The organism is Dyadobacter bucti (assembly GCF_005869225.1).
GTDB lineage: Bacteria > Bacteroidota > Bacteroidia > Cytophagales > Spirosomataceae > Dyadobacter > Dyadobacter bucti.
The window spans coordinates 81,659-103,223 of the sequence record NZ_SWFP01000005.1 but is presented as its reverse complement, the minus strand read 5'-3'; the positions used below and the strand labels follow the sequence as shown (position 1 = coordinate 103,223).

At 44.8% G+C, this 21,565-nt stretch carries 18 protein-coding genes; 13 read left to right on the top strand and 5 right to left on the bottom strand.

The annotated features are described in order from the left end of the window. Positions 1–114: 114 nt before the first annotated feature. On the bottom strand, positions 115–2,415 hold the full coding sequence (gene pbpC / locus FBF61_RS17115) for a penicillin-binding protein 1C (RefSeq protein ID WP_138479448.1): 2,301 nt from the start codon (positions 2,413–2,415) through the stop codon (positions 115–117). A 165-nt stretch (positions 2,416–2,580) separates the two neighbouring features. Here pbpC and glpK point away from each other — a divergent pair, with 165 nt between their 5' ends. The 12 genes from glpK (at position 2,581) to FBF61_RS17055 (ending at position 16,907) form a co-directional block, all read left to right on the top strand. Further along, entirely contained in the window at positions 2,581–4,086 is a 1,506-nt protein-coding gene (gene glpK, locus FBF61_RS17110) for a glycerol kinase GlpK (RefSeq protein WP_138479446.1), read from the top strand. Between the two features lie 229 nt (positions 4,087–4,315). Continuing rightward, complete coding sequence (locus FBF61_RS17105; protein ID WP_138479444.1) at positions 4,316–5,125, top strand: 3'-5' exonuclease; 810 nt, start codon at positions 4,316–4,318, stop codon at positions 5,123–5,125. 105 nt (positions 5,126–5,230) lie between these two features. Continuing rightward, complete coding sequence (gene nuoK / locus FBF61_RS17100; protein ID WP_138479442.1) at positions 5,231–5,584, top strand: NADH-quinone oxidoreductase subunit NuoK; 354 nt, start codon at positions 5,231–5,233, stop codon at positions 5,582–5,584. Positions 5,585–5,641: 57 nt separating this feature from the next. Then, the gene (gene nuoL, locus FBF61_RS17095) at positions 5,642–7,558 is read left to right on the top strand and encodes an NADH-quinone oxidoreductase subunit L (protein WP_138479440.1); all 1,917 of its coding nucleotides are present in this window, start codon (positions 5,642–5,644) and stop codon (positions 7,556–7,558) included. Between the two features lie 52 nt (positions 7,559–7,610). Beyond that, positions 7,611–9,059 carry a complex I subunit 4 family protein gene (locus tag FBF61_RS17090; RefSeq protein WP_138479438.1) on the top strand — a complete coding sequence of 483 codons (1,449 nt, stop codon included), beginning with the start codon at positions 7,611–7,613 and terminating at the stop codon, positions 9,057–9,059. A gap of 62 nt (positions 9,060–9,121) precedes the next feature. Further along, positions 9,122–10,519, top strand: a complete 1,398-nt coding sequence (locus FBF61_RS17085; protein WP_138479436.1) for an NADH-quinone oxidoreductase subunit N — start codon at positions 9,122–9,124, stop codon at positions 10,517–10,519. A 121-nt stretch (positions 10,520–10,640) separates the two neighbouring features. Next, positions 10,641–11,792: a polysaccharide biosynthesis protein gene (locus FBF61_RS17080; RefSeq protein ID WP_138479434.1), complete on the top strand. Its 1,152-nt coding sequence runs from the start codon at positions 10,641–10,643 to the stop codon at positions 11,790–11,792. Positions 11,793–12,234: 442 nt separating this feature from the next. Further along, positions 12,235–13,026, top strand: a complete 792-nt coding sequence (locus FBF61_RS17075; protein WP_138479432.1) for an alpha/beta fold hydrolase — start codon at positions 12,235–12,237, stop codon at positions 13,024–13,026. Positions 13,027–13,116: 90 nt separating this feature from the next. Continuing rightward, on the top strand, positions 13,117–13,788 hold the full coding sequence (locus FBF61_RS17070; RefSeq protein ID WP_138479430.1) for a CBS domain-containing protein: 672 nt from the start codon (positions 13,117–13,119) through the stop codon (positions 13,786–13,788). Between the two features lie 90 nt (positions 13,789–13,878). Continuing rightward, positions 13,879–14,754: an NAD kinase gene (locus FBF61_RS17065; protein WP_138479428.1), complete on the top strand. Its 876-nt coding sequence runs from the start codon at positions 13,879–13,881 to the stop codon at positions 14,752–14,754. A 36-nt stretch (positions 14,755–14,790) separates the two neighbouring features. After that, positions 14,791–15,804, top strand: a complete 1,014-nt coding sequence (locus FBF61_RS17060; protein WP_138479426.1) for a dipeptide epimerase — start codon at positions 14,791–14,793, stop codon at positions 15,802–15,804. A gap of 8 nt (positions 15,805–15,812) precedes the next feature. Continuing rightward, on the top strand, positions 15,813–16,907 hold the full coding sequence (locus FBF61_RS17055; RefSeq protein ID WP_138479424.1) for a PLP-dependent aminotransferase family protein: 1,095 nt from the start codon (positions 15,813–15,815) through the stop codon (positions 16,905–16,907). A gap of 18 nt (positions 16,908–16,925) precedes the next feature. On the opposite strand, the gene tatC is transcribed toward FBF61_RS17055, so the two are convergent. Both tatC and pdhA read right to left on the bottom strand, forming a co-directional pair. Then, entirely contained in the window at positions 16,926–17,804 is an 879-nt protein-coding gene (tatC, locus tag FBF61_RS17050) for a twin-arginine translocase subunit TatC (protein ID WP_138479422.1), read from the bottom strand. Positions 17,805–17,936: 132 nt separating this feature from the next. Next, entirely contained in the window at positions 17,937–18,968 is a 1,032-nt protein-coding gene (gene pdhA, locus FBF61_RS17045; RefSeq protein WP_138479420.1) for a pyruvate dehydrogenase (acetyl-transferring) E1 component subunit alpha, read from the bottom strand. A 129-nt stretch (positions 18,969–19,097) separates the two neighbouring features. Here pdhA and recF point away from each other — a divergent pair, with 129 nt between their 5' ends. Continuing rightward, the gene (recF, locus tag FBF61_RS17040) at positions 19,098–20,204 is read left to right on the top strand and encodes a DNA replication/repair protein RecF (RefSeq protein ID WP_138479418.1); all 1,107 of its coding nucleotides are present in this window, start codon (positions 19,098–19,100) and stop codon (positions 20,202–20,204) included. Between the two features lie 10 nt (positions 20,205–20,214). Here the strand turns inward: recF and FBF61_RS17035 are convergent, their stop codons facing one another. Both FBF61_RS17035 and FBF61_RS17030 read right to left on the bottom strand, forming a co-directional pair. Further along, a complete protein-coding gene (locus tag FBF61_RS17035; protein WP_138479416.1) occupies positions 20,215–20,442 on the bottom strand; it encodes a hypothetical protein in 228 nt (75 codons plus the stop codon). 42 nt (positions 20,443–20,484) lie between these two features. Then, positions 20,485–21,552 (bottom strand): mannose-1-phosphate guanylyltransferase, encoded by a 1,068-nt coding sequence (locus tag FBF61_RS17030; RefSeq protein WP_138479414.1) that lies wholly within the window; start codon positions 21,550–21,552, stop codon positions 20,485–20,487. Positions 21,553–21,565: the final 13 nt, after the last annotated feature.

The window sequence follows — 21,565 nt, the reverse complement described above, 5'->3', positions numbered from 1 at the left end:
CCACACATGACTAAAAATAACCTTCATGACAACACCTGACCAGCACATGACTAAAAATTGACCATCCATGACAATACCTGACCCTTCTGATCTAAAAGTTACAGCCCACACGGCCTACATCCTCTTGACCGTAATCCAGATATCGGAATTCCGTCCTTTGTCGTCGCTGCAGGAAATTTTTACTCTTCCCAGCGGGGGACTTACAAATACTGCCTCATGAGGGGCTGACCTTTTGCTCAGCTTATCATTGACATACCAAAAAACTTCCTGTACGTCATTGGCTGCCTGACAGGCGAGCTGAATTTGCTGAGGTTCTTCTTTGCGGATATAATATTCACTTCCGTCGTTTGGGCTGACAATCAACGGCGCGCCTTCATGAAATACCCTTTCGCAAGCCGGGTTGTGCGGCGGGATCTTTCGGTACGGGATCTTCTGGATCTCATTGTAGGCAATCAGTTCGGGAGCAATATTGGGGTACGTTCTTTTCTCAAAACCATTTTCGGGTATACAATAGGTACAATAGGAGATTTTGCCAGCAGGATCGGTAAAAACCCAACGCAAATGCTGGCATTTTTTATAAGCGGATACTCCGACAATATAATGATCGAGAATCTGGTGTTCGCAGAATTCGGAAGGAATATCGCCGCTGGCAGCGCAGACTTTTCTCAAAGAAACATTTGCAGGCGTTTTAAACCAGCCTTTGGGAGAATTATAATCCAGTGCATTGAAAATCGAAAACAATAAGGGCGTGGCAGTATTTGCGCCACTCAGGCCCGGTACACCTGTCCCGGAAAAATTCCCGACCCAAACACCAATGGTATATCTCCTGTTATACCCAATGCTCCACGCGTCGCGTTTCCCATAGGAGGTACCCGTTTTCCAGGCAATTTTGGGTAAATGATAGGTGTTGTCAAAATTCGTGGGAAGGTCCGGGCGCGTGATCTGCGTCAGAATATTGGTTACAAGAAATGTGGATTCCCCCGAAACAATTGCTTCTCCTTTTGCACTTTCAGAATTTCCGGACAAAAACTGAAGATTCCTGAATTTTCCCTCACCGGAAAAAGCGGCAAACAACCGGGTCATTTCTTCGAGGGTTACCCCACAACCCCCGAGAATCATGGATAGACCAAGATCTTTGGCCTGTTTATCAATTGTTTTGAAACCCGCTTTTCTTAATTTTTCAACGAGGGCTGATGTACCTACTTCTTTCAGAATTTTTACTGCCGGGATGTTAAGTGAGTTGGCGAGCGCAAATTCGGTAGTGACAGGCCCGTTGAAATGCCGGTCAAAATTCTCAGGTTCGTATCCTGCGAAATTAAAGGGGACATCGTTCAAAATCGTCCTGGGCGTAATGATACCCTTATCAAATGCTGCGGCATATAAAAGCGGCTTCAATGTGCTTCCCGGCGAGCGCACTGCACGGATACCATCCACTTGTCCTCCGTCGAAAGGATTATTAAAGTCCGCCGATCCGATGTAGGCTTCCACTTGCATGGTTTCATTGTCCACAACCAGCACCGCGGCATTGTGAATGTCCATACTTTTCAGCCTGTTCACATAATTTTTGACCTGCTCCTCGATCTGAATCTGAGTCTGGATCTTCAATGAAGTATGGATCACGGGCTGATCTTTGAACTCCTGGCTCAATCTCAAAGCCAGATGCGGCGCCTGCCTGGGAACCTGCAGTCTGTTCACTTGCAGCGGTTCATCCAGAGCATCACGGATCGTACTCGCTGAAAACAATTTTTCAGCCTCAAATCTTTTCAACCACTCATTTCTGGCCGTAATCAATGCTTCGTTTCTTGTCCCCGGCCGGAGGCTGGACGGGCGATTGGGAACGATAGTCAAAGCAGTGATCTCCGCAAGACTAAGGAGCTGCGGAGGCTTATTAAAATACAAAATCGATGCGGCCTTGATACCTTCTATATTACCCCCATAAGGAACAAGGTTAAGATACATCTGCAGTATTTCGCCTTTGGAATAATGTAATTCCAGCTGCAATGCCCGGTACATTTCCAGCAATTTATTAAAATATGTTCTTGGCCTGGGTTCCAGCAGCCGGACTACCTGCATGGTAATTGTGGAAGCGCCGGAAGTTCTTCTGCCTGTAAATATGTTCCACCCCGCCGCGCGGATAATTGCAAGAGGGTTCACCCCGGGATGATAATAAAAATACTGATCCTCTTTGTAGATCAGCGTTTTACGAAGTAAGGGTGTAATTTCGGACACTTCTGAATAGAGCCGCCATTTATCATCTCTGCTTAGAAATGCATGAATCACATTCCCTTTGGAATCGGTGATTTGCGTAGCGTAACGGATATTCGGCTGAAAAGGAAAAATAAAGTCAGAAATCAGGAAAAGCAGAATTGCCGATATAATAAAAAGTATAGTCCTTTTGATCTTAACCTTCTTCATTTTCCGGTTGTGTGTCTGGCTTGATATAGCTAACGTAAATATATTGAAAGCAGATTTGCCAATCTTAAATCCCGGGAGAATAAAATTCCTTTCCCATTTGTGCTGGTCAGTTAATTTTCCCTAATTACTGACTTTATTGCAAGTAAAGCCAATCAAAATACCATTATGTCTAAATACGTCGCAGCCATTGACCAGGGGACAACCAGTACCCGTTGTATACTTTTCAATCATCAGGGAAACATTGTTTCGGTAGGACAAAAGGAGCATGAACAGATTTATCCGCATCCTGGGTGGGTGGAGCATAATCCGGTTGAGATATGGAAAAATACACTGGAAGTGATCGCCATTGCCAGGATCAATGTATCGGCTACGGCGGCAGATATCGCTGCAATCGGTATCACAAATCAGCGGGAAACTACCGTCGTCTGGAACAAAAGAACCGGCAAACCTTACTATAACGCGCTGGTTTGGCAGGACACAAGAACTACGGAACTGGTAGCAAAATATGAAAAAGAAGGTGGGCTTAATCAATTCAGGGACAAAACCGGTTTGCCGGTTTCAACGTATTTCAGCGGGCTAAAATTAAAATGGCTGCTGGATAACGTAGACGGCATACGCGAAGATGCTGAAAAGGGAGAAGCGATATTCGGCAACATTGATACGTTCCTTATCTGGCATCTCACCGGCGGTGTGCACGGCGGTATCCATGTCACGGACGTAACCAATGCAAGCCGGACGCAGCTTATGAACCTGCATACATTACAGTGGGATCATGACATGCTCGCCGCTTATAATATTCCGGCAAATATGCTGCCCGCCATCAAAAGCAGCAGCGAGGTGTATGGAAGTGTGACCAATGAAATTCTGCCGGGTGTTCCGGTGGCGGGGGATCTTGGCGATCAGCATGCAGCCCTGGTAGGTCAGACTTGCTTCGAACCTGGAATGGCCAAAAACACCTACGGTACCGGCTGCTTTTTAGTCATGAATACCGGGACAGAACTGAAAACTTCGGAAAACGGATTATTGACAACGATCGCATATCAATTTGGAAATCAGCCGGTTCAATATGCGCTTGAAGGCAGCGTCGCTGTAACCGGTGCGCTGGTGCAATGGGTCCGTGATAACCTGGGCCTGATCCAGAAAAGCAGTGATATTGAAGAACTCGCCAAAACGGTGGAGGATAATGGTGGAGCCTATTTTGTACCCGCGTTTTCAGGGTTATATGCCCCCTACTGGCGTAACGATGCCAGGGGTATCATCGCAGGACTTACCCGTTATGTGAACAAAGGTCATATTGCCCGTGCTGTACTCGAAGCCACTGCCTACCAAACCCTGGATGTAGTGCGCGCCATGGAGCAAGACTCAGGCATTGAGCTCGCGTCACTCCGGGTTGATGGAGGAATGGTTTCCAATCAGTTGCTGATGCAATTCCAGTCAGACATACTGAATACGCAGGTGGTATCGCCGGCAGTAGCCGAAACCACCGCATTGGGTGCAGCCTACGCCGCGGGCCTTGCGGTCGGCTATTGGCAAAATACCGAAGAGCTCGGCAAAAACTGGGCAATCGCCCATACCTGGAATCCGGATATGGATGAAAGCAGACGAAACGAACTGTACAAAGGCTGGCAAAAGGCGGTTACGAAGTCTTACGGGTGGCTTGGGGAGGAGTAATATGGTCATGAAGTAGTCAGGTATTGTGATGAGGTTGTCATTGATAGAAATGATCAGCCATTCAAACAATACTTGACAACACCTGACCTCATGACAATAAACCTGACAACACACAACCACACCTCACCCATTTTAACTTTTTTATAATCTGTATAAACTACCCGTATTCTTGCGCTATCATGTGTTTAGCCTTAACTTCGCGGCGCGCAAAACAAATTAGAGTAGCCTTATGCATACCCTCCGTCTGAAAAAGCCTCTTGCTTTTTTTGATCTTGAAACCACCGGAGTCAATATTGTACGTGACCGTATTGTTGAGATTTCTGTCGTAAAGGCTTTACCTAATGGGGAGACCGAAATACGTACCCGAAGGATTAATCCGGAAATGCCTATTCCGCTGGAAAGCAGCCTGATACATGGCATTTATGATGACGATGTGAAGGACTCGCCTACGTTTAAAAGCATCGCAAGAAACCTCGCTACTTTTCTGGAAGGCTGTGACCTGGCCGGCTTTAACAGCAACCGTTTTGACATTCCCATGCTCGTTGAAGAGTTTCTTCGTGTTGGTGTAGAGTTTGATATCAAGAACCGCAGGATGGTTGATACGCAACGCATTTACCATATGATGGAACCGCGTAACCTCTCTGCTGCCTACAAGTTCTATTGTGGAAAAACTCTTACCAATGCCCATAGTGCGGAAGCGGATACCATTGCAACTTTTGAAGTTCTTCAGGGTCAGATTGCCCGTTACGAGGGCATGAAGGTAGTGGATGCGCATGGAATCGAAACAGAGCCTATTAAAAACGACGTAGCGGCATTACATGAACTGACGGCCTCGAAAATCATTGATTTTGCAGGCAGAATGGCATATAATGACAAAGGAGAAGAGGTTTTCAACTTTGGCAAGCATAATGGCAAAAGGGTCGCCGACATTCTTAAAAATGAACCTTCATTCTTTGACTGGATGATGAAAGGAGAATTTCCGTTGGATACCAAACGAAAGCTTACGGAAATTAAATTAAGGGGTTTGACCCAACGCTGACATAATCCTTCTCAACAGGTTTGAGTAAGTAGTAATAATGTCTATTTTTGCCAGAAATCTATTTTTGACTAGTTTAACAGAATATCCCATTAAGGTAAACCTGCTATGATTCCAAACCCTAATGTTCCAGAGGTTAATATACCAGCGGTTATTCAGAACATTCCCCTTCAAAGTTATCTAATCCTTGCTACTCTGCTTTTTGTGATCGGTATCATAGGCGTACTTACCCGCCGCAACGCGATCATCATTTTCATGTCCGTCGAATTGATGCTGAATGCTGCCAACTTGCTGCTGATCGCATTTTCATCATACAGGTCAGATCCGTCAGGGCAGGTTTTTGTATTTTTTATTATGGCTGTGGCCGCTGCGGAAGTAGCTGTTGGACTGGCTATTATCGTTATGATTTATCGCAATACAAGAAATACGGACGTTGGTTTCCTCAATAAACTGAAATGGTAACCCCGTAACCAGTCCTGCAATCGAAGGTATACTAGAGATTAAGAATAAATATTAAATATGTCTGCATCATTAATCATCCTGATTCCTCTTTTACCGCTGCTCGGTTTTCTGATCAACGGAATCGGATTTCCCAATATACCCAAAGGAGCCGTCGGCATTATCGGAACACTTGCTGTTGTAGCCAGTTTCGTCTTGTCCGTCATGACTTTCAATGCTTTTCTGGCTTCCGGAAGCGAACCATTTATCGTCCCGCTTTTCGACTGGATCAGCGTCGGTGACCTGAATATTCCTTTTTCTTTCCAGGTTGACCAGCTTTCGTTATTAATGCTGATGATCATTACCGGTGTGGGTTCGCTGATCCACATTTATTCCATCGGCTACATGCACCATGACTCAGGTTTCGGAAAGTTCTTTGCTTATCTGAACCTGTTTTTATTTTTCATGCTGCTCCTGGTGCTAGGTTCCAATTATGTGATCATGTTTATAGGCTGGGAAGGCGTGGGACTATGCTCATATCTGCTGATCGGTTTCTGGAATAAAAACACTAACTATAACAATGCAGCCCGGAAAGCATTTATCATGAACCGCGTCGGTGACCTGGGCTTTTTATTAGGGATCTTTACAATCATCGCCACGTTTGGTTCTGTTGAATATTCGGAAGTTTTTAGTCAGGCTACCAGCTTTCAGACAGGCGATCCTGTCATAATAACCATTACTTTGTTCCTTTTTATCGGAGCGATGGGAAAATCGGCACAAATTCCATTGTATACCTGGCTACCGGATGCGATGGCGGGCCCTACCCCTGTTTCGGCATTGATTCACGCGGCCACCATGGTTACTGCGGGCATTTACATGGTGATCAGATCCAATGTCTTGTACTCACTTGCACCTTCTACATTGGAGATTGTCGGCGTGATCGGAGCCGCTACTGCTCTTTTTGCAGCGTCTATCGGCCTTTTACAAAACGATATCAAAAAAGTTCTCGCCTATTCCACAGTGAGCCAGCTGGGTTATATGTTTATGGGCCTTGGAGCGATGGCTTACTCAGCTTCCATGTTCCACGTAATCACGCACGCATTTTTTAAAGCGTTATTATTCCTTGGCGCCGGTAGCGTTATCCACGCCATGTCCGACGAGCAGGATATCCGTTCGATGGGTGGATTAAGGAAAAAACTGCCGGTCACTTTCCTGACATTCCTCATTGCTACCATTGCGATCTCAGGTATTCCTCCTTTCGCAGGATTTTTCTCAAAAGATGAAATCCTCGCGCATGTTTTCGAGCGTAATAAACTGCTTTGGGTAATTGGTGTGCTGGGTTCGTTGATGACTTCTTTCTATATGTTCCGGCTGCTCTTCCTTACTTTCTTCGGAACATTCCGTGGCACACATGAGCAGGAGCATCACTTGCATGAATCTCCTGCATCGATGACGGTTCCGTTGATAATTCTTGCGGTATTGTCCGCGCTCGGCGGGTTTATCGGTGTTCCCGAAGCATTGCATGGTACACACCATCTGGCCGAATTTATGAGCCCATTGTATGATGCGGCTCGTCAGGTAAATCCTACCGCATTTGAACCAACTGCGCTTTCGCATTCTGAAGAGTATCTTTTAATGGGTGTTTCTGTGGCTGTTGCGCTGGTTTCAGCGATTGTTGCCTATGTAATGTATGTGCAAAAAGCAGCGGTTCCGGCTCCGGATTCTCAGGAAAAATCAGGATTGCAGAAACTGGTTTACAACAAATATTTTGTAGACGAAATCTATGATTCTGTTTTTGTAAAATCCATCAAGACACTTTCGAATATCCTTTACAGCTTCGGAGAGTTTTTCATTGACCTGATTGTGAATGCGACTGTCAGGGTGATATCATTCCTGGCCGGGCTGCTCAGGAAAACACAAACCGGCTCAACAGGAGACTACGTTTTCGCTATGGTCCTGGGGATTGTGGTCATATTGTTCTGGAAGCTTTTACTTTGATCATTATCAATAAATCCGTTCATCATTCATTGCTGACCGTTGACTTGAAAATATGCTTACTCTTCTTTTAATACTATTACCAATTGCTGCCGGTGTGATCACCCTTCTATCGGGTTCGGGCATCGCAAAACAAGTCGCTCTCATTGGCGGTTTGGCCGCTCTCGGCTTGGCTGTCACAGTCTGGCTTCAGTTTGATCCCGCTGCCGGAACCCAGTTTGGCTTCAAATACGCCTGGCTTGCGTCCGGAGGGATTTCATTTGCTGGGGGCATTGACGGCATTAGCCTGGTACTGGTTTTACTGACGACATTTCTGACACCGCTTATTATTCTTTCCGCTTTCAAGCACGATTACAACAACAGCCCGACTTTCTATTCCCTTATCCTTTTTATGGAAGCGGCGCTGATCGGGGTTTTTACAGCAACCGACGCATTCCTTTTTTACCTTTTCTTCGAAGCTGCCCTGATCCCGGTTTACTTCCTGGCAGCAGTTTGGGGAGGTGAAAACCGTTTGAAAGTAACCTTTAAATTCTTTATCTACACGATATTTGGTAGCTTGTTCATGATGGTTGCACTGGTGTATCTCTATTATCAGACACCCGGCACGCACACTTCAGAAATCACCGCGTTATACAACTTACAGCTGAGCGCGCAGGCGCAGGGATTTATTTTCTGGGCATTTTTTATTGCTTTTGCTATCAAAATGCCGCTTTTCCCTTTCCATACCTGGCAACCCGATACCTACACCGAATCTCCGACACCGGCAACGATGTTATTGTCCGGTATTATGTTGAAAATGGGGGTATACGGTCTGATCCGCTTTTTACTTCCGGTAGTTCCGCAGGGCATGGAAACCTGGGGTTTAATGGCTATGATCCTTTCGGTGATCGGAATCATCTACGGTTCTATCATTGCGATCCAGCAAAGTGATATGAAACGCCTGATCGCGTATTCTTCTTTTGCACACGTAGGTTTGATGGCCGCCGGTGTTTTCTCAACGTCGGTAAACGGCTTACAGGGCGCTTTGATCCAGATGCTGGCCCACGGAATTAATGTGATTGGCTTGTTTTTCATTGTCGATATTATTTACTCAAGAACAAAGACCAGGTACCTTGATCAGCTTGGCGGGATTACACAAACTACTCCGCATTTGAGCGTATATTTCATGATTTTGCTGCTTGGAAGCGTAGCACTACCCTTAACCAATGGTTTTGTCGGGGAGTTTTTGTTGCTGTCGAGTGTATTCCAATATGATGGCTGGCTTGGTGCAATAGCCGGTTTGACCATCATTCTCGGTTCTGTTTACATGCTCCGGTTGTTTCAAAAATCTATGTTCGGGCCGAGGTCCAAATGGGTTGAAGGTTTTCAGGATCTGACAGCGAGTGAAAGAGCTGTACTGCTGCCGCTGGTGATCATGGTTTTCTGGATAGGAATTTATCCGAATACTTTTTTAAAGTTAACAGAACCAGCCGTTAACCAACTTTTGCAACTGGTAACTAATTAAGTAAATGACTTTGGCCCATAAAAAGCCACTGGATATTTAATGATAAATAATACTCAATAAATATGTATCCCATTATATTGTTGTCAGTTCTTGGCGTTGTGACCCTGTTTCTGGGTTTCTCAAAATCTAAGAATATCCTTTTACCCTCTACCCTGCTGTTTCTGATCGTTGCATTAGCCAGCAACTTTCTTGACTGGAACCAGGGCCCGCTGCTGTATTTTTATGATATGCTGAGGGTTGACAACCTTACATTGTCTTTCAATGCGATCGTGCTTTTGTCTGCATTTATGATCGTGGCTATTTCTGGTGGTTTTCAGGATAACGCCGACTCAGAGCCTGCCGAATATTACGGATTAATGTTGTTTTCGCTGGTAGGTGCCATTATGATGATCGGGTTTGAGCATCTTATTATGCTTTTCATCGGGGTCGAAATCCTGTCTGTTGCCATGTACGTCCTGACCGGAAGTAACAAACGTAATCTCCGTTCCAATGAGGCGGCATTAAAATACTTTCTGATGGGTGCATTTGCCACCGGTTTTATGCTCTTTGGAATTACCTTGCTTTATGGTGCAACAGGATCTTTCGGTCTGGCGCAGATTCAAGGCTACGCATCAAATATTCCTGCCGGTACGCAGCCTTATCTGCTCTATGCAGGTTTGTTGCTTTTGCTGATAGGTATGCTGTTCAAAGTGTCCGCAGCGCCTTTCCATTTCTGGACACCGGATGTCTACGAAGGAGCACCTACCATATTTACAACCTTCATGTCAACAATTGTAAAGACCGCGGGTTTCGCAGCTTTATTCCGTTTGTTGAGCCATTCATTTACCGGAATTTACAGTTTCTGGTGGTTGGTCATCGCTGTCATTGCAGTACTAACCCTGCTGGTCGGAAACATAGGTGCCACAAGCCAGAACAGCTTCAAAAGGATGCTCGCTTATTCGGGGATCTCGCATGCCGGTTATCTGCTCATCGCACTTACTTCGCTCTCGAAACCTTCTGCCAACGCTATTATATTTTATTCACTTGCCTACTCACTGTCCACAATTTGTGCGTTCGGTGTGTTGATGCTTGTTTCAAAAGAAAAGACCGTGGAAGGTCAGCCCAACGAGCGCTACGAAGCATTCAACGGTCTGGCAAAAAACAACCCTTTACTGGCCTTCATTCTAACAGTATCTATGTTATCTCTGGCGGGAATTCCGCTCACAGCGGGTTTCTGGGGTAAGTTTTTTGTCTTTACAAGCGCCGCGGAAAGAGGCATTATCTGGCTCACCGTGATAGCCGTTTTGATGTCAACAGTCGGCATTTACTATTATTTCAGGGTTATTATTTCCTCGTATCTCAAAGAAGGAGACCTGATCAAAATCCGCGTAGCACCTTTTTATCAGGTCATATTATTGCTTGCGACTTTTCTTACCATCCTTTTTGGACTGGCACCTGGGATTTTTGAGGCGTTGATATAAAAAGAGTTTAGTATTGATTTGTAAAAAGAGCTGTACGATTTACGGCTCTTTTTTTGTGACTTCTCATGTCTGTTTCCGTATAAGGTAAATACAGCATCGTTGCTGAGTTTACATTTTCAATATGGAGCCGAAAAGAAAACAACCCTTCCACAAAAAGACGATCAGGACTTTCGAACTTGAAGAATTACTGGAAAGAGAACCGATTGTTCTTGATCAGCACAACATCAGCGGTCAGATCCGGGATAGCATAGTCCTCGTCACCGGAGCAGCAGGCTCCATCGGAAGCGAACTCGCGACACAGATCTGTGAATACACCCCCAAAAGGCTGATTCTCGTCGATCAATCTGAAACCGCTTTGAACGACCTGGATTTGACACTCACCGGAAAATTCAACACGCTGGAAATCCTTTCCTACGTCGCCAGTATCAATGACATTTCGAGAATGACCGAAATATTTTCCAGGAGCCAGGTTCAGATCTTATTTCATGCCGCTGCCTACAAGCATGTGCCTTTCATGGAAAAACATCCTTATGAAGCGATCAAAACCAACGTTTTGGGAACGACGGTACTCGCAGATCTTGCCATAACCTTTCATGTAAAAAAATTTATTTTCATCTCCACAGATAAAGCGGTAAACCCTTCCAGTGTAATGGGCGCTACAAAAAGGCTGGCCGAGATTTATCTGCAAAACCTAAATCAGCAAATATCAACCCGGTTTATCATTACGCGATTTGGCAATGTCCTGGGCTCCAATGGCTCGTTCATCAGGACTTTTGAAAACCAGATCCGTCAGGGTGGGCCTATCACGATTACGCACCCGAATGTTACACGTTACATCATGACCGTCCGGGAGGCATGCCAGCTGGTGCTCGAAGCAAGTGCCACGGGCAAAAACATGGAAATACTTTTTTTTGATATGGGCCAGCCTGTCAGAATCGCGGATATCGCAAAACAGATGATCATACTTTCCGGTCTCCGGCCGTATAAGGACGTTATGATAGAATACGTTGGTCTCCGCCCCGGTGAAAAGATTTGCGAAGAATTGTTTACGGAACGCCGGGATGCTGTCACTAGATGCCATCCCAAAATCCACAGCATGTCTCCGGGACCTATTGCGGGATTGGACATACCGCTTATGATCAAATCATTAACAGCAGCAATGGAGTCGGGCGAGCCTGAGAAAATGGTTGGGGTTCTGAAACTGGCAATCCCGGAATACATTAGCCGTAACTCTCAGTTTGTTAAACTGGACAGCGACCACTTGAAGGAATAGCGGTATCAATAGCTGTTTTTAATTTTTTTCTAATCCGTTTCACCGCAAATTCTGGTTAAATTACAGTTATATCGGGGGCTATGATACATTTATCATGCTCGGGAATTTCTTCAGCAACGGAAACATATGATGAATTTGAAGGTAATTCTCCTGAAGTTTCTATAGTGATATTTTGATCAATACAACATGCACTTCATTGGCAATAAATAAACCGAATTGCATGATTCTATGTTATGAGTGTGATATTGATAATAATAATATAATATTATCAAGAAAAATAAAATTGAGTTTGTTATTTTACCCCCTTAATCAATCAAAAAAATAACTAGTTTTGTAGAGTATAGAAATCATGCACTAGTTTCTCTAATATGTCATAAATGATTTGTTTAAACTATTCTTCAGTTTTTCAACTTCATAACCAATACTAATCCACAAAATCCGAATGAAATATCCAGTACATGCAGAAGGCCGGTTTCAATTTATAGATGAAGGAAAAGGCGAAACGTTACTGCTTTTGCATGGCCTTTTCGGTGCGTTAAGCAACTGGGATGGCATTATCGATAAATTCTCCGATCGGTACCGGGTAATCATTCCGCTGCTTCCTATCTACGAACTTCCTCCGCGCGAAGCCGGACTTGAAGCTTTGCTTGCATTTCTGGAAGACTTTGTTGCCTTCAAAGAACTTACAAATGTTACCGTTATAGGTAACTCCCTTGGCGGCCACATTGGTTTGCTTTACACATTGAAAAATCAGGAAAATGTCTGCAGGCTCGTTTTAACGGGTAGTTCAGGACTATTTGAAAATTCCATGGGCGGTTCTTTCCCTAAAAGAGGAAGTTATGATTATATCCGCGAGCGTGTTGCCTATACTTTTTATGATCCCGCGGTTGCAACCAAAGAACTGGTCGATGAGGTATTTGAAACTACGTCGAGCATCCCGAAATGCATGAGCATCGTAGGTATTGCTAAATCGGCCCAGCGCCATAACCTGGCCAAAGACCTGCACCAGATCAACGTTCCGACACTGCTGGTTTGGGGGCTCAATGATACGATTACACCTCCGCATGTAGGTTACGAATTTAACCGGCTGATCGCTGGCTCGGAATTACATTTTGTGGATAAATGCTGCCATGCACCCATGATGGAACGTCCCGATGAATTCAATGCCATCCTGGACAGCTTTTTAGAGAAATACAGTTCTGTCCCGATGGCAGAGGCGACCGTCAGGAGTTAATCCGCGGTGGAACGATAAAATTTCTTTAGGGTTTAAAAGTTGACAGATATACAGTTTTTTTATACATTGAAAAAAATCAACGTTTAATTTATGCTCGCCGCTACCCTTATTAATCCGATGATCCCCGTCCTTAAACTTACCGATTCGGTAAGTACGGCACTGGATTGGATGGATGAATTTGGGGCTAAGCAATTGGTTGTGGCAGATTCGGGCGTGTATCAGGGCATTGTTTCGGAGGATATTCTCTATGATGTCGTGGACAGTTCTGATCCGATTGCCAAAATTATCATCCAGCATAAAGACATCTTCGCAACCGAAGACCAGCATCCCTATGAGTTGCTCCGGCTTGTTAATCAATTTGGTCTGACAATCATCCCGGTTCTGCGCGACGACGGAAGCTTCTCAGGAAGTATTCTCGTAAGCGACCTTGTTGAAAATTTTGTAAACGAACTGGGCGTGCAGGAAAAAGGTGCTGTGATTGTTCTGAAAATTGCAGAACGGAGCTATTCACTTGCCGAAATCAGCCGGTTGATCGAATCCAACGGAACAAAAATCCTGAGCAGCTACTATTCATCTGGCGAAACCTACGATCCTACCAACGAAGCCCGGCTTACATTAAAGCTGAACCGTACACATATCACCCCCATTATTGCAACCCTCGAACGCTTTGGTTATGAAATCATAGAGGCGCATGCCAACGATCCGATCGAAAGTGTAGATCAGGAACGGCTCGACATGCTTTTGAGATACCTGGCCACCTGATTTCTTCTATTCAGTAGCGCTATTGGCTTTTGAATCGGCGCTTTTGTCGCGTATCTTTCGGGAGAAACAAGATGATTTACTTTTTCTTCCATGAAAATAGCAATTCACGGGCGTAACTTTAATGACTCCGCCAGGCCATTTATTGAAAACATGTTCAATGAATTGTTTCGCAGAAAAGTTGAAATCCAGCTCTCGAAGCCTTTCCGGACCTTTCTGGATCAAAATGGCATTACACACCACTCCTATCTGACCTACGAAAAACCCGATGAACTCTTTGATGCCCGCCTCATAGTAAGCATGGGTGGCGACGGAACATTGCTGGAAACCATTTCACATGTAGGAAAGCGGCAGATACCCGCCATCGGCATCAATGTCGGGCGACTTGGCTTCCTGGCCACAGTACCGCCGGAGAGAATTTCCGATATGATTGGCGCCATGGAAAGCAATCAATTCCGGATCGACGAAAGGACTTTGGTTGAAATTGAATCAAATATCGATCTGTTCGACGGGCTGAACTTCGGTTTGAACGATTTCACAATCACCAAAACCGATACATCCTCGATGATCACGGTCCATACCTATCTGAACGAAGAGTTTTTAAACTCTTATTGGGCCGACGGACTGATCGTCTCCACTCCGACGGGTTCCACAGGCTATTCTCTGAGCTGTGGCGGGCCGGTACTGGTGCCGCACTCTCAGAACTTTATCATCACGCCCATCAGCCCGCATAACCTCAATGTAAGGCCTCTGGTCGTTGAGGATACCGCGGTCATTAAGCTCGAAGTAAAAAGCAGGAGCAACAACTTCCTGATCTCGCTCGACGCCCGTTCACGCGTGGTTGATGAAAATACGCAATTGACAGTGCGAAAAGCAGACTTCACCGCAAGGCTCATTAAAATGCTTGACGACAGTTTTTTAAATACACTTAGAAATAAACTGTCCTGGGGACTTGACATGAGAAACTAACAACTCTGCTCCCTGGATTCATTTAAAAATCATGTGATGCAACTTATATTCCATACTTTCGATCTTCAGCTCAGACATACTTTTACCATTGCCCACGATTCACGTGATATCCAGCCCACGCTTATCGTTGAATTAAAAGACAACGAATTCAGCGGCTTCGGCGAAGCTACTTCCAATCCCTATTATGGCGTCACGATCGAAAACATGATTGTGTCCCTGGAAAACGTCCGCACTTTGGTTGAAGAGGGTAATTATACCTCCGCCGAGGATTTATGGGAAAAAACCCATCCTTTTCTGGCATCAAATTCATTTGCGCAATGTGCATTGGATGAAGCAGCCCACGATCTTTTCGCGAAGAAGAAAGGAGAAAGGCTTTATGAAAACTGGGGATTGTCAATTCAAAACAATCCGCTGACCAATTTCACAATCGGTATTGATACTGTTGAAAAAATGGTATCCAAAATGAAAGAACTACCCTGGCCGATTTACAAGATCAAACTGGGCACCAATAAAGATCTGAGGATCGTGCAGGAGCTCCGCAAGGAAACGGATGCCATATTCCGTGTGGATGCTAATTGCGCCTGGACAGCCGAACAAGCCATCCAACTCGCCCCTGAACTGAAAAAGCTAGGTGTTGAATTTATTGAACAGCCGCTGGCGGCTTCCGATATCGAGGGCATGAAAAAAGTATTTGTTGAAAGCGAATTACCTGTGATCGCCGATGAAAGTTGTATCGTAGAAAGTGATGTGAAAAATTGCCACGGCCTTTTTCATGGTGTTAATATTAAACTGACAAAGTGCGGCGGTCTCACTCCGGCGAAGAGAATGATCGCCGAGGCCAAAAACCTGGGTATGAAAACGATGGTTGGCTGCATGACCGAAACAAGCGTGGGTATCTCTGCTATCGCACATCTTCTGCCGTTGCTGGACTATGTTGACATGGACGGGTCGCTGCTTATCAGCAATGACCCGGCATCAGGTGTAACTTTTGATTTCGGGGGAGTTATTTACGCTAACAGAAACGGAACAGGTGCCGTTTTACATTCCTAGCCAGATCATTGGAAACATTTCATACCCACTGTCTTCCGGGCAGAAACGTAGCGACCACGAATGGAAAAGAATATCTGTGGTTCAGCGGTACCGATTACCTTGGAATGGGCCATGATCCGGATTTTCACACGTATGTCAATGAAGGTTTGAACCGGCTTGGAACCCACTTCGGAAGTTCAAGAAACAACAGCCTGCGTCTCAGCATTTACGAAGACACAGAAGCCGGTTTCTCGGAATTTACAGGTGCTGAATCCGCTTTGATTGTTTCATCGGGCATGTGGGCAGGCCAATTGGTTATGAAAGAAATTGAGAAGCTGGTTTTAAACACAGCCGGTGATGCGCCTATCCAGTACCATTATGCCCCTCGTGTGCACCCGGCGCTGTGGGGAAATCATTTTAAAACCAGCTCTAAAAGTTGGGCAGACTGGGCGTCAGATACTGTCCGGGCAATTAACCAGAGCCCCGAAAATAACGCTCATATTATTTGCTCCGATGCTGTCGGCTCGCCAGTACCTGAGCTGTTTGATTTTTCATTGTTGAAGGAAATCCATAATCCCGGACAAGTATATCTGGTCATTGATGAATCTCATTCTCTGGGCGCCATAGGGCCAGGCGGGAAAGGTATCCATGAAACTCTGAAAGATCTTCTGCAGGTAAAAATCATAGTAGTTTCGTCCTTGAACAAAGCCCTGGGAATCCCTGCGGGTGCTGTGTACGGGAACGCTAAATGGATTGACTCCTTGCGCAGCTCCCCCTGGTTTGGGGGAGCATCCCCTCCGGCCCCAGCATATATTTATGCATTAAAAAAACTCCTTGATACCAACCGTTACACGAAAGCACATCTGGCGTTACAAAACAACATCAGGCATTTTACAGAGAAAATTACAGGCGCCAATCTGTTCATAAGCTTCCCTGACTATCCAGTTTTTTGCAATACCGGGCCTGCATTGTTTGAACACCTGCTGAAAAACGGAATAATGGCCTCCTGCTTTTCCTATCCAAAACCTACCGATGCCCCGGTAACGCGTTTGGTGATCAGTAGCTTACATAAAAAAGATGACCTCAACCGGTTGGCCGAGGTCATGATGCTTTTTAAAAACTGATTTTTACCCAAACTCTTATTAGTCTGGTGTATCACCCATTTTGGCAAGCCTTGCTTCTTCTCTCAATTTCTCTCTTTCAACCTTTGCCGATACCAGAATACTGATCTCAAAAAGAAGGAAGAGCGGAATCGCAACGAGAATCTGGCTGTATATATCCGGTGACGGTGTGATAATGGCAGCGACTATCAAAATCACGATCATGGAATGCTTTCTGTACTCGCGCATAAAGCTCGGCGTCAGGACACCTACCCGTGAAAGTACATACACGACGATAGGAAGCTGAAAGGCAATTCCGCAGGCCAGCGTAAGAGTTGCCACCAGCGAGATATACGAAGCGATGCTAAACTCATTGATGATTGTAGGATCCAGCGTAAAATTGGCTAAAAAGTTGATAGCCAAGGGAGTGACAACATAATACCCAAAAAGTACACCCGCGAAAAACAGGAACGTCACATAAAAAACAGCTCCTCTTGCCGACTTGCGTTCAGCTGGTTTTAAACCGGGCCTGATGAAACGCCAGATTTCCCAGAATGCGTAAGGAAAAGCAAAAACCAGTCCGGCAATAACCGAAGACGTCATGCTCATCGTAAACTGGTCACCCATTCCGATGGCCTGCAGTTTGAAATTGAGTGCTTTGATACACAATTCGTCATAATCAACTGCATCGGCCAGCTTACAGAGCATTTTATAAGTCCAGAAAGTCGGCTTGGCGGGCGCAATAATGACATACTGATAAATCTCCTTGATATATACAAAAGCAAGAATAGCAAATACCAAAATAGAGCCTCCTGCACGGATTACGTGCCATCTCAGTTCTTCAAGATGCCCGATAAACGACATCTCTTTGCCTTCTTCTCCTTCTTCCTCTTCGTTCTCAAATTCCTGGTCTAAGGGCATAATATTAAATTACAAAATTCTATCTACGTGAAAAATCAATAACAGGATCAAACTGATTAATGAAAAGCTGAATTTTACTTAAAAACCCGTCGAAATAATCCGGCGGGTTTCATTAAAAAGGTTTTGATCAGATTAATCCATAACAAAAGGATAATCGTTTTCCACATACACGTCGGTATATGCTTCTTTCGGATCAGGGAATTCCGATTCCTCGGCAAACTGCACTGATTCAGCTACGATTTCTTTAACTTTTTTATCAATCTCTTCCAGTTGTTCTTCGGTTGCAAGCTTATGTGACAAGATCACCGAACGGATCTGCTCAATCGGATCTCTGTGCTTGTACTCTTCAACTTCTTCTTTCGAACGGTATTTCTGAGGATCGGACATTGAGTGTCCACGGTAGCGGTAAGTCCGGAATTCCAGGAATGTTGGACCATCGCCTTTACGGGCACGCTCAGCTGCACGGGAAACCGACTCATGAATCGCTTCCACGCTCATTCCGTCAACAGGCTCGGACGGAATATCATAGGCTTCACCCAATGTGTACAGCTCGGTAACGTTGGACGAGCGCGCTACTGACGTTCCCATCGCATATCCGTTATTTTCGACAACAAAAATCACAGGTAACTTCCAGGTCATAGCCATGTTCAGGGCTTCATGAAAAGCTCCCTGACGAATAGCGCCGTCACCGAAGTAACAGATACAAACTTTACCTGTTTTATTGTATTTCTCGGCAAAGGCAATACCTGCTCCAAGAGGGATTTGCGCACCTACGATACCGTGGCCTCCAACAAAGCCATTCTCTTTATCGAAAATGTGCATGGAACCACCTTTACCCTTGGTAGTACCCGTTTTTTTGCCGTAAAGCTCAGCCATAATCGCATTTGGACTGGTGCCAAGCGCCAATGGAATGCCATGGTCACGGTAAGCGGTAATGTATTTGTCCCCCTTCGTCAAAGCAGTAGCTGCTCCTGACGAACATGCTTCCTGGCCAATGTACAAGTGGCAAAAACCCCTGATTTTCTGCTGACCATAGAGCTGGCCGGCCTTTTCTTCAAAACGTCGTTGCAAAAGCATATTCTCGAACCAGAACATATAGCGGTCTGTCGGATGCTGTAATTTTTTGGGGGCTGATGCTTTCTTTTTTTCAGTAACGGTGGCCATGTATTTGGTTCTCGTTTATAAAGACAGAACTTTGTCTTAAAGTTAGTGGTTTGAACAGAGTCTGTTTTTTGCCGTACTCACGCAAATTGATTTGCGAAAATAAGCATAAACTAAATAACAAAGAAGTTCATGTGGCTAGAAAAGCTCCACGTTACATACTTTAAAAGCTATGAAGAGAGAGCCTTCACCTTTGGAGAACATGTAAATTGTCTGGTTGGGGAGAACGGAAGTGGTAAAACTAACCTGTTGGACGCTATTTATTTCCTTACTCTCACCAAAAGCGCTTTTCACAACCAGGATGCCCTGGGGATCCGCCACGTTAATGATTTTTTTGTGCTCGATGGTATATTTAAGGATTCGGGCCGGAATATTCAGATTACATGCAGCCTTCAGCGCGGCCAGAGGAAGGTTTTCATGTCCGATAAAAAAAATTACGATCGCCTGAGTGATCACATCGGGCTTTTTCCGCTGGTACTGATTGCGCCCAATGATACCGACCTGATCCGGGACGGAAGTGAGGAAAGACGACGATTCTTCGACGGAGTACTGGCGCAGGCTACTCCGGATTACCTTCATGATTTTTTACAATACAACAAAATACTTACCCAGCGAAACGGGTTACTCAAGCTTTTTGCCGAAAGGAATTACCTGGACGAAGACCTCCTCGAGACATACAATGAACCGCTGATTATTCTTTCCCAAAGAATATATGAACACAGGAGTTCTTTTATGGAACGGTTTATCCCGCTTTTTAACAAATACTATGATTTTCTGAGCAGCGGCCACGAGCAGGTGGATGTGATCTATGAAAGTGAAGTGGCCAGCCCCGATTTCCCTTCTGAGTTCAGGCGAAACCGCAGCCGCGATCTGCATGCGCAGCGTACCGGCAAGGGTGTACACAAGGATGAATATGTTTTTGAAATTGACGGTGTAACTTTAAAAAAATTCGGGTCACAAGGGCAGCAAAAGTCTTTCCTGATCGCCTTGAAACTGGCACAATTTGAGTTACTGAAACAGGAAAAGGAGAAAACCCCGATCCTTTTGCTCGACGATATCTTCGACAAACTGGACGATCGCAGGATCCAGAAGCTGATCGAACTGGTTGATACAGGTTTCCTTGGGCAGGTTTTCATTACCGACGCGCGGCCGGAGCGTTCGCAGAAAATCCTGGAAAATGTGAAGGCTGATGTCAGGTTTATTGAAATTGAAAAATCCAGGGACACCGATTCAAAATAGAATGCTGACTCTACTTTAAGGTATTATTGTCAATTACTGTATTTTCTAATGAAGTAGACGGCCTATTCTGTTCTATAAATGTCTTAAGAAAGGACAAAAGGTCTTCCATTAAATCTTCATCCATTTCATTGACCAGACGGATTACTTCTGATTTTAGCTCAATTGTTGACATAATCAGCTCTTTCTTTTGCAAACTTTGAATATCTCTACAAACAAATTTAACAAAAGAATAATCCATTCAGACAATCTGAAATCATATTAATGGAAAACCCTTCCTATACTAAACGTACTTCACGTTCAGCTCTTTTGCCTCGGCGACAAATTCCTTTACTTTCTGTTCGTCTTCTTTTTTGCAGATCAGCAAAACACCGTCGTATTCGGCAACGATAAAGCCATCGAGGCCGTTGATTACGACGAGCTTGTCACTTGGCGTTTTAATGATTGAATTTGTTGTGTTATGCAGGATCAGATTACCGTCCGTAACGTTCTGATTTTCATCTTTTTCTGATACCTCGTAAAGCGATTTCCAGGTTCCCAGATCTGACCAGCCGAAATTACTTAATACGACATGAACGTTTTCGGCCTTTTCCATAATACCATTATCGATAGAAATGCTGCCGCAATGCTGATAAGCTTTTTGTATAAAAGGGTCTTCGGATTCCAGATAATAATGCGGATTTCCTCCTTCGAAAATCTCTGCAATATTCGGTTGGAAATCTTTCAAGGCCTTTTTGAATGCCTTTACATTCCAGACAAAAATTCCCGCATTCCAGACAAAATCACCACTATCCAGAAACTGAAGTGCGAGTTCGAGGTGCGGTTTTTCGGTGAATGATTTCACCTTTTTTACCGTAAGCTTATCGGGGATGTACTGGATATATCCGTAACCTGTATCAGGCCGTGAAGGCTGGATACCCAAAGTCACCAGAATATCTTCGTTCCGGGTAGCTCCTAGCGCTACTTTGATCGTATCCCGGAAAACATCGTCTTTCAAAATAATATGATCGGCAGGAGCTATTACTACATTGGCATCCGGATTTCGTGACGCAATCTTGTAACACGCATAAGCAATGCAGGGGGCCGTATTTCTACGATTCGGTTCCAGAAGAATCTGGTCGTCGGTCAATTCAGGAATCTGCTCTTTGATAAGATCCTTGTATTCCTGGCTCGTAACGATGTATATGTTTTCGATGGGACAAACACCTTCAAACCTGTCTACAGTCTGTTGCAACAGGGTCCTACCGGTGCCCAGCACATCATGAAATTGCTTTGGGAAATCCGTTCTGCTGAAAGGCCAGAACCTAGTACCTACTCCGCCAGCCATAATGATAATGTATGTATCCTGCATTGTAAAAAGTAAA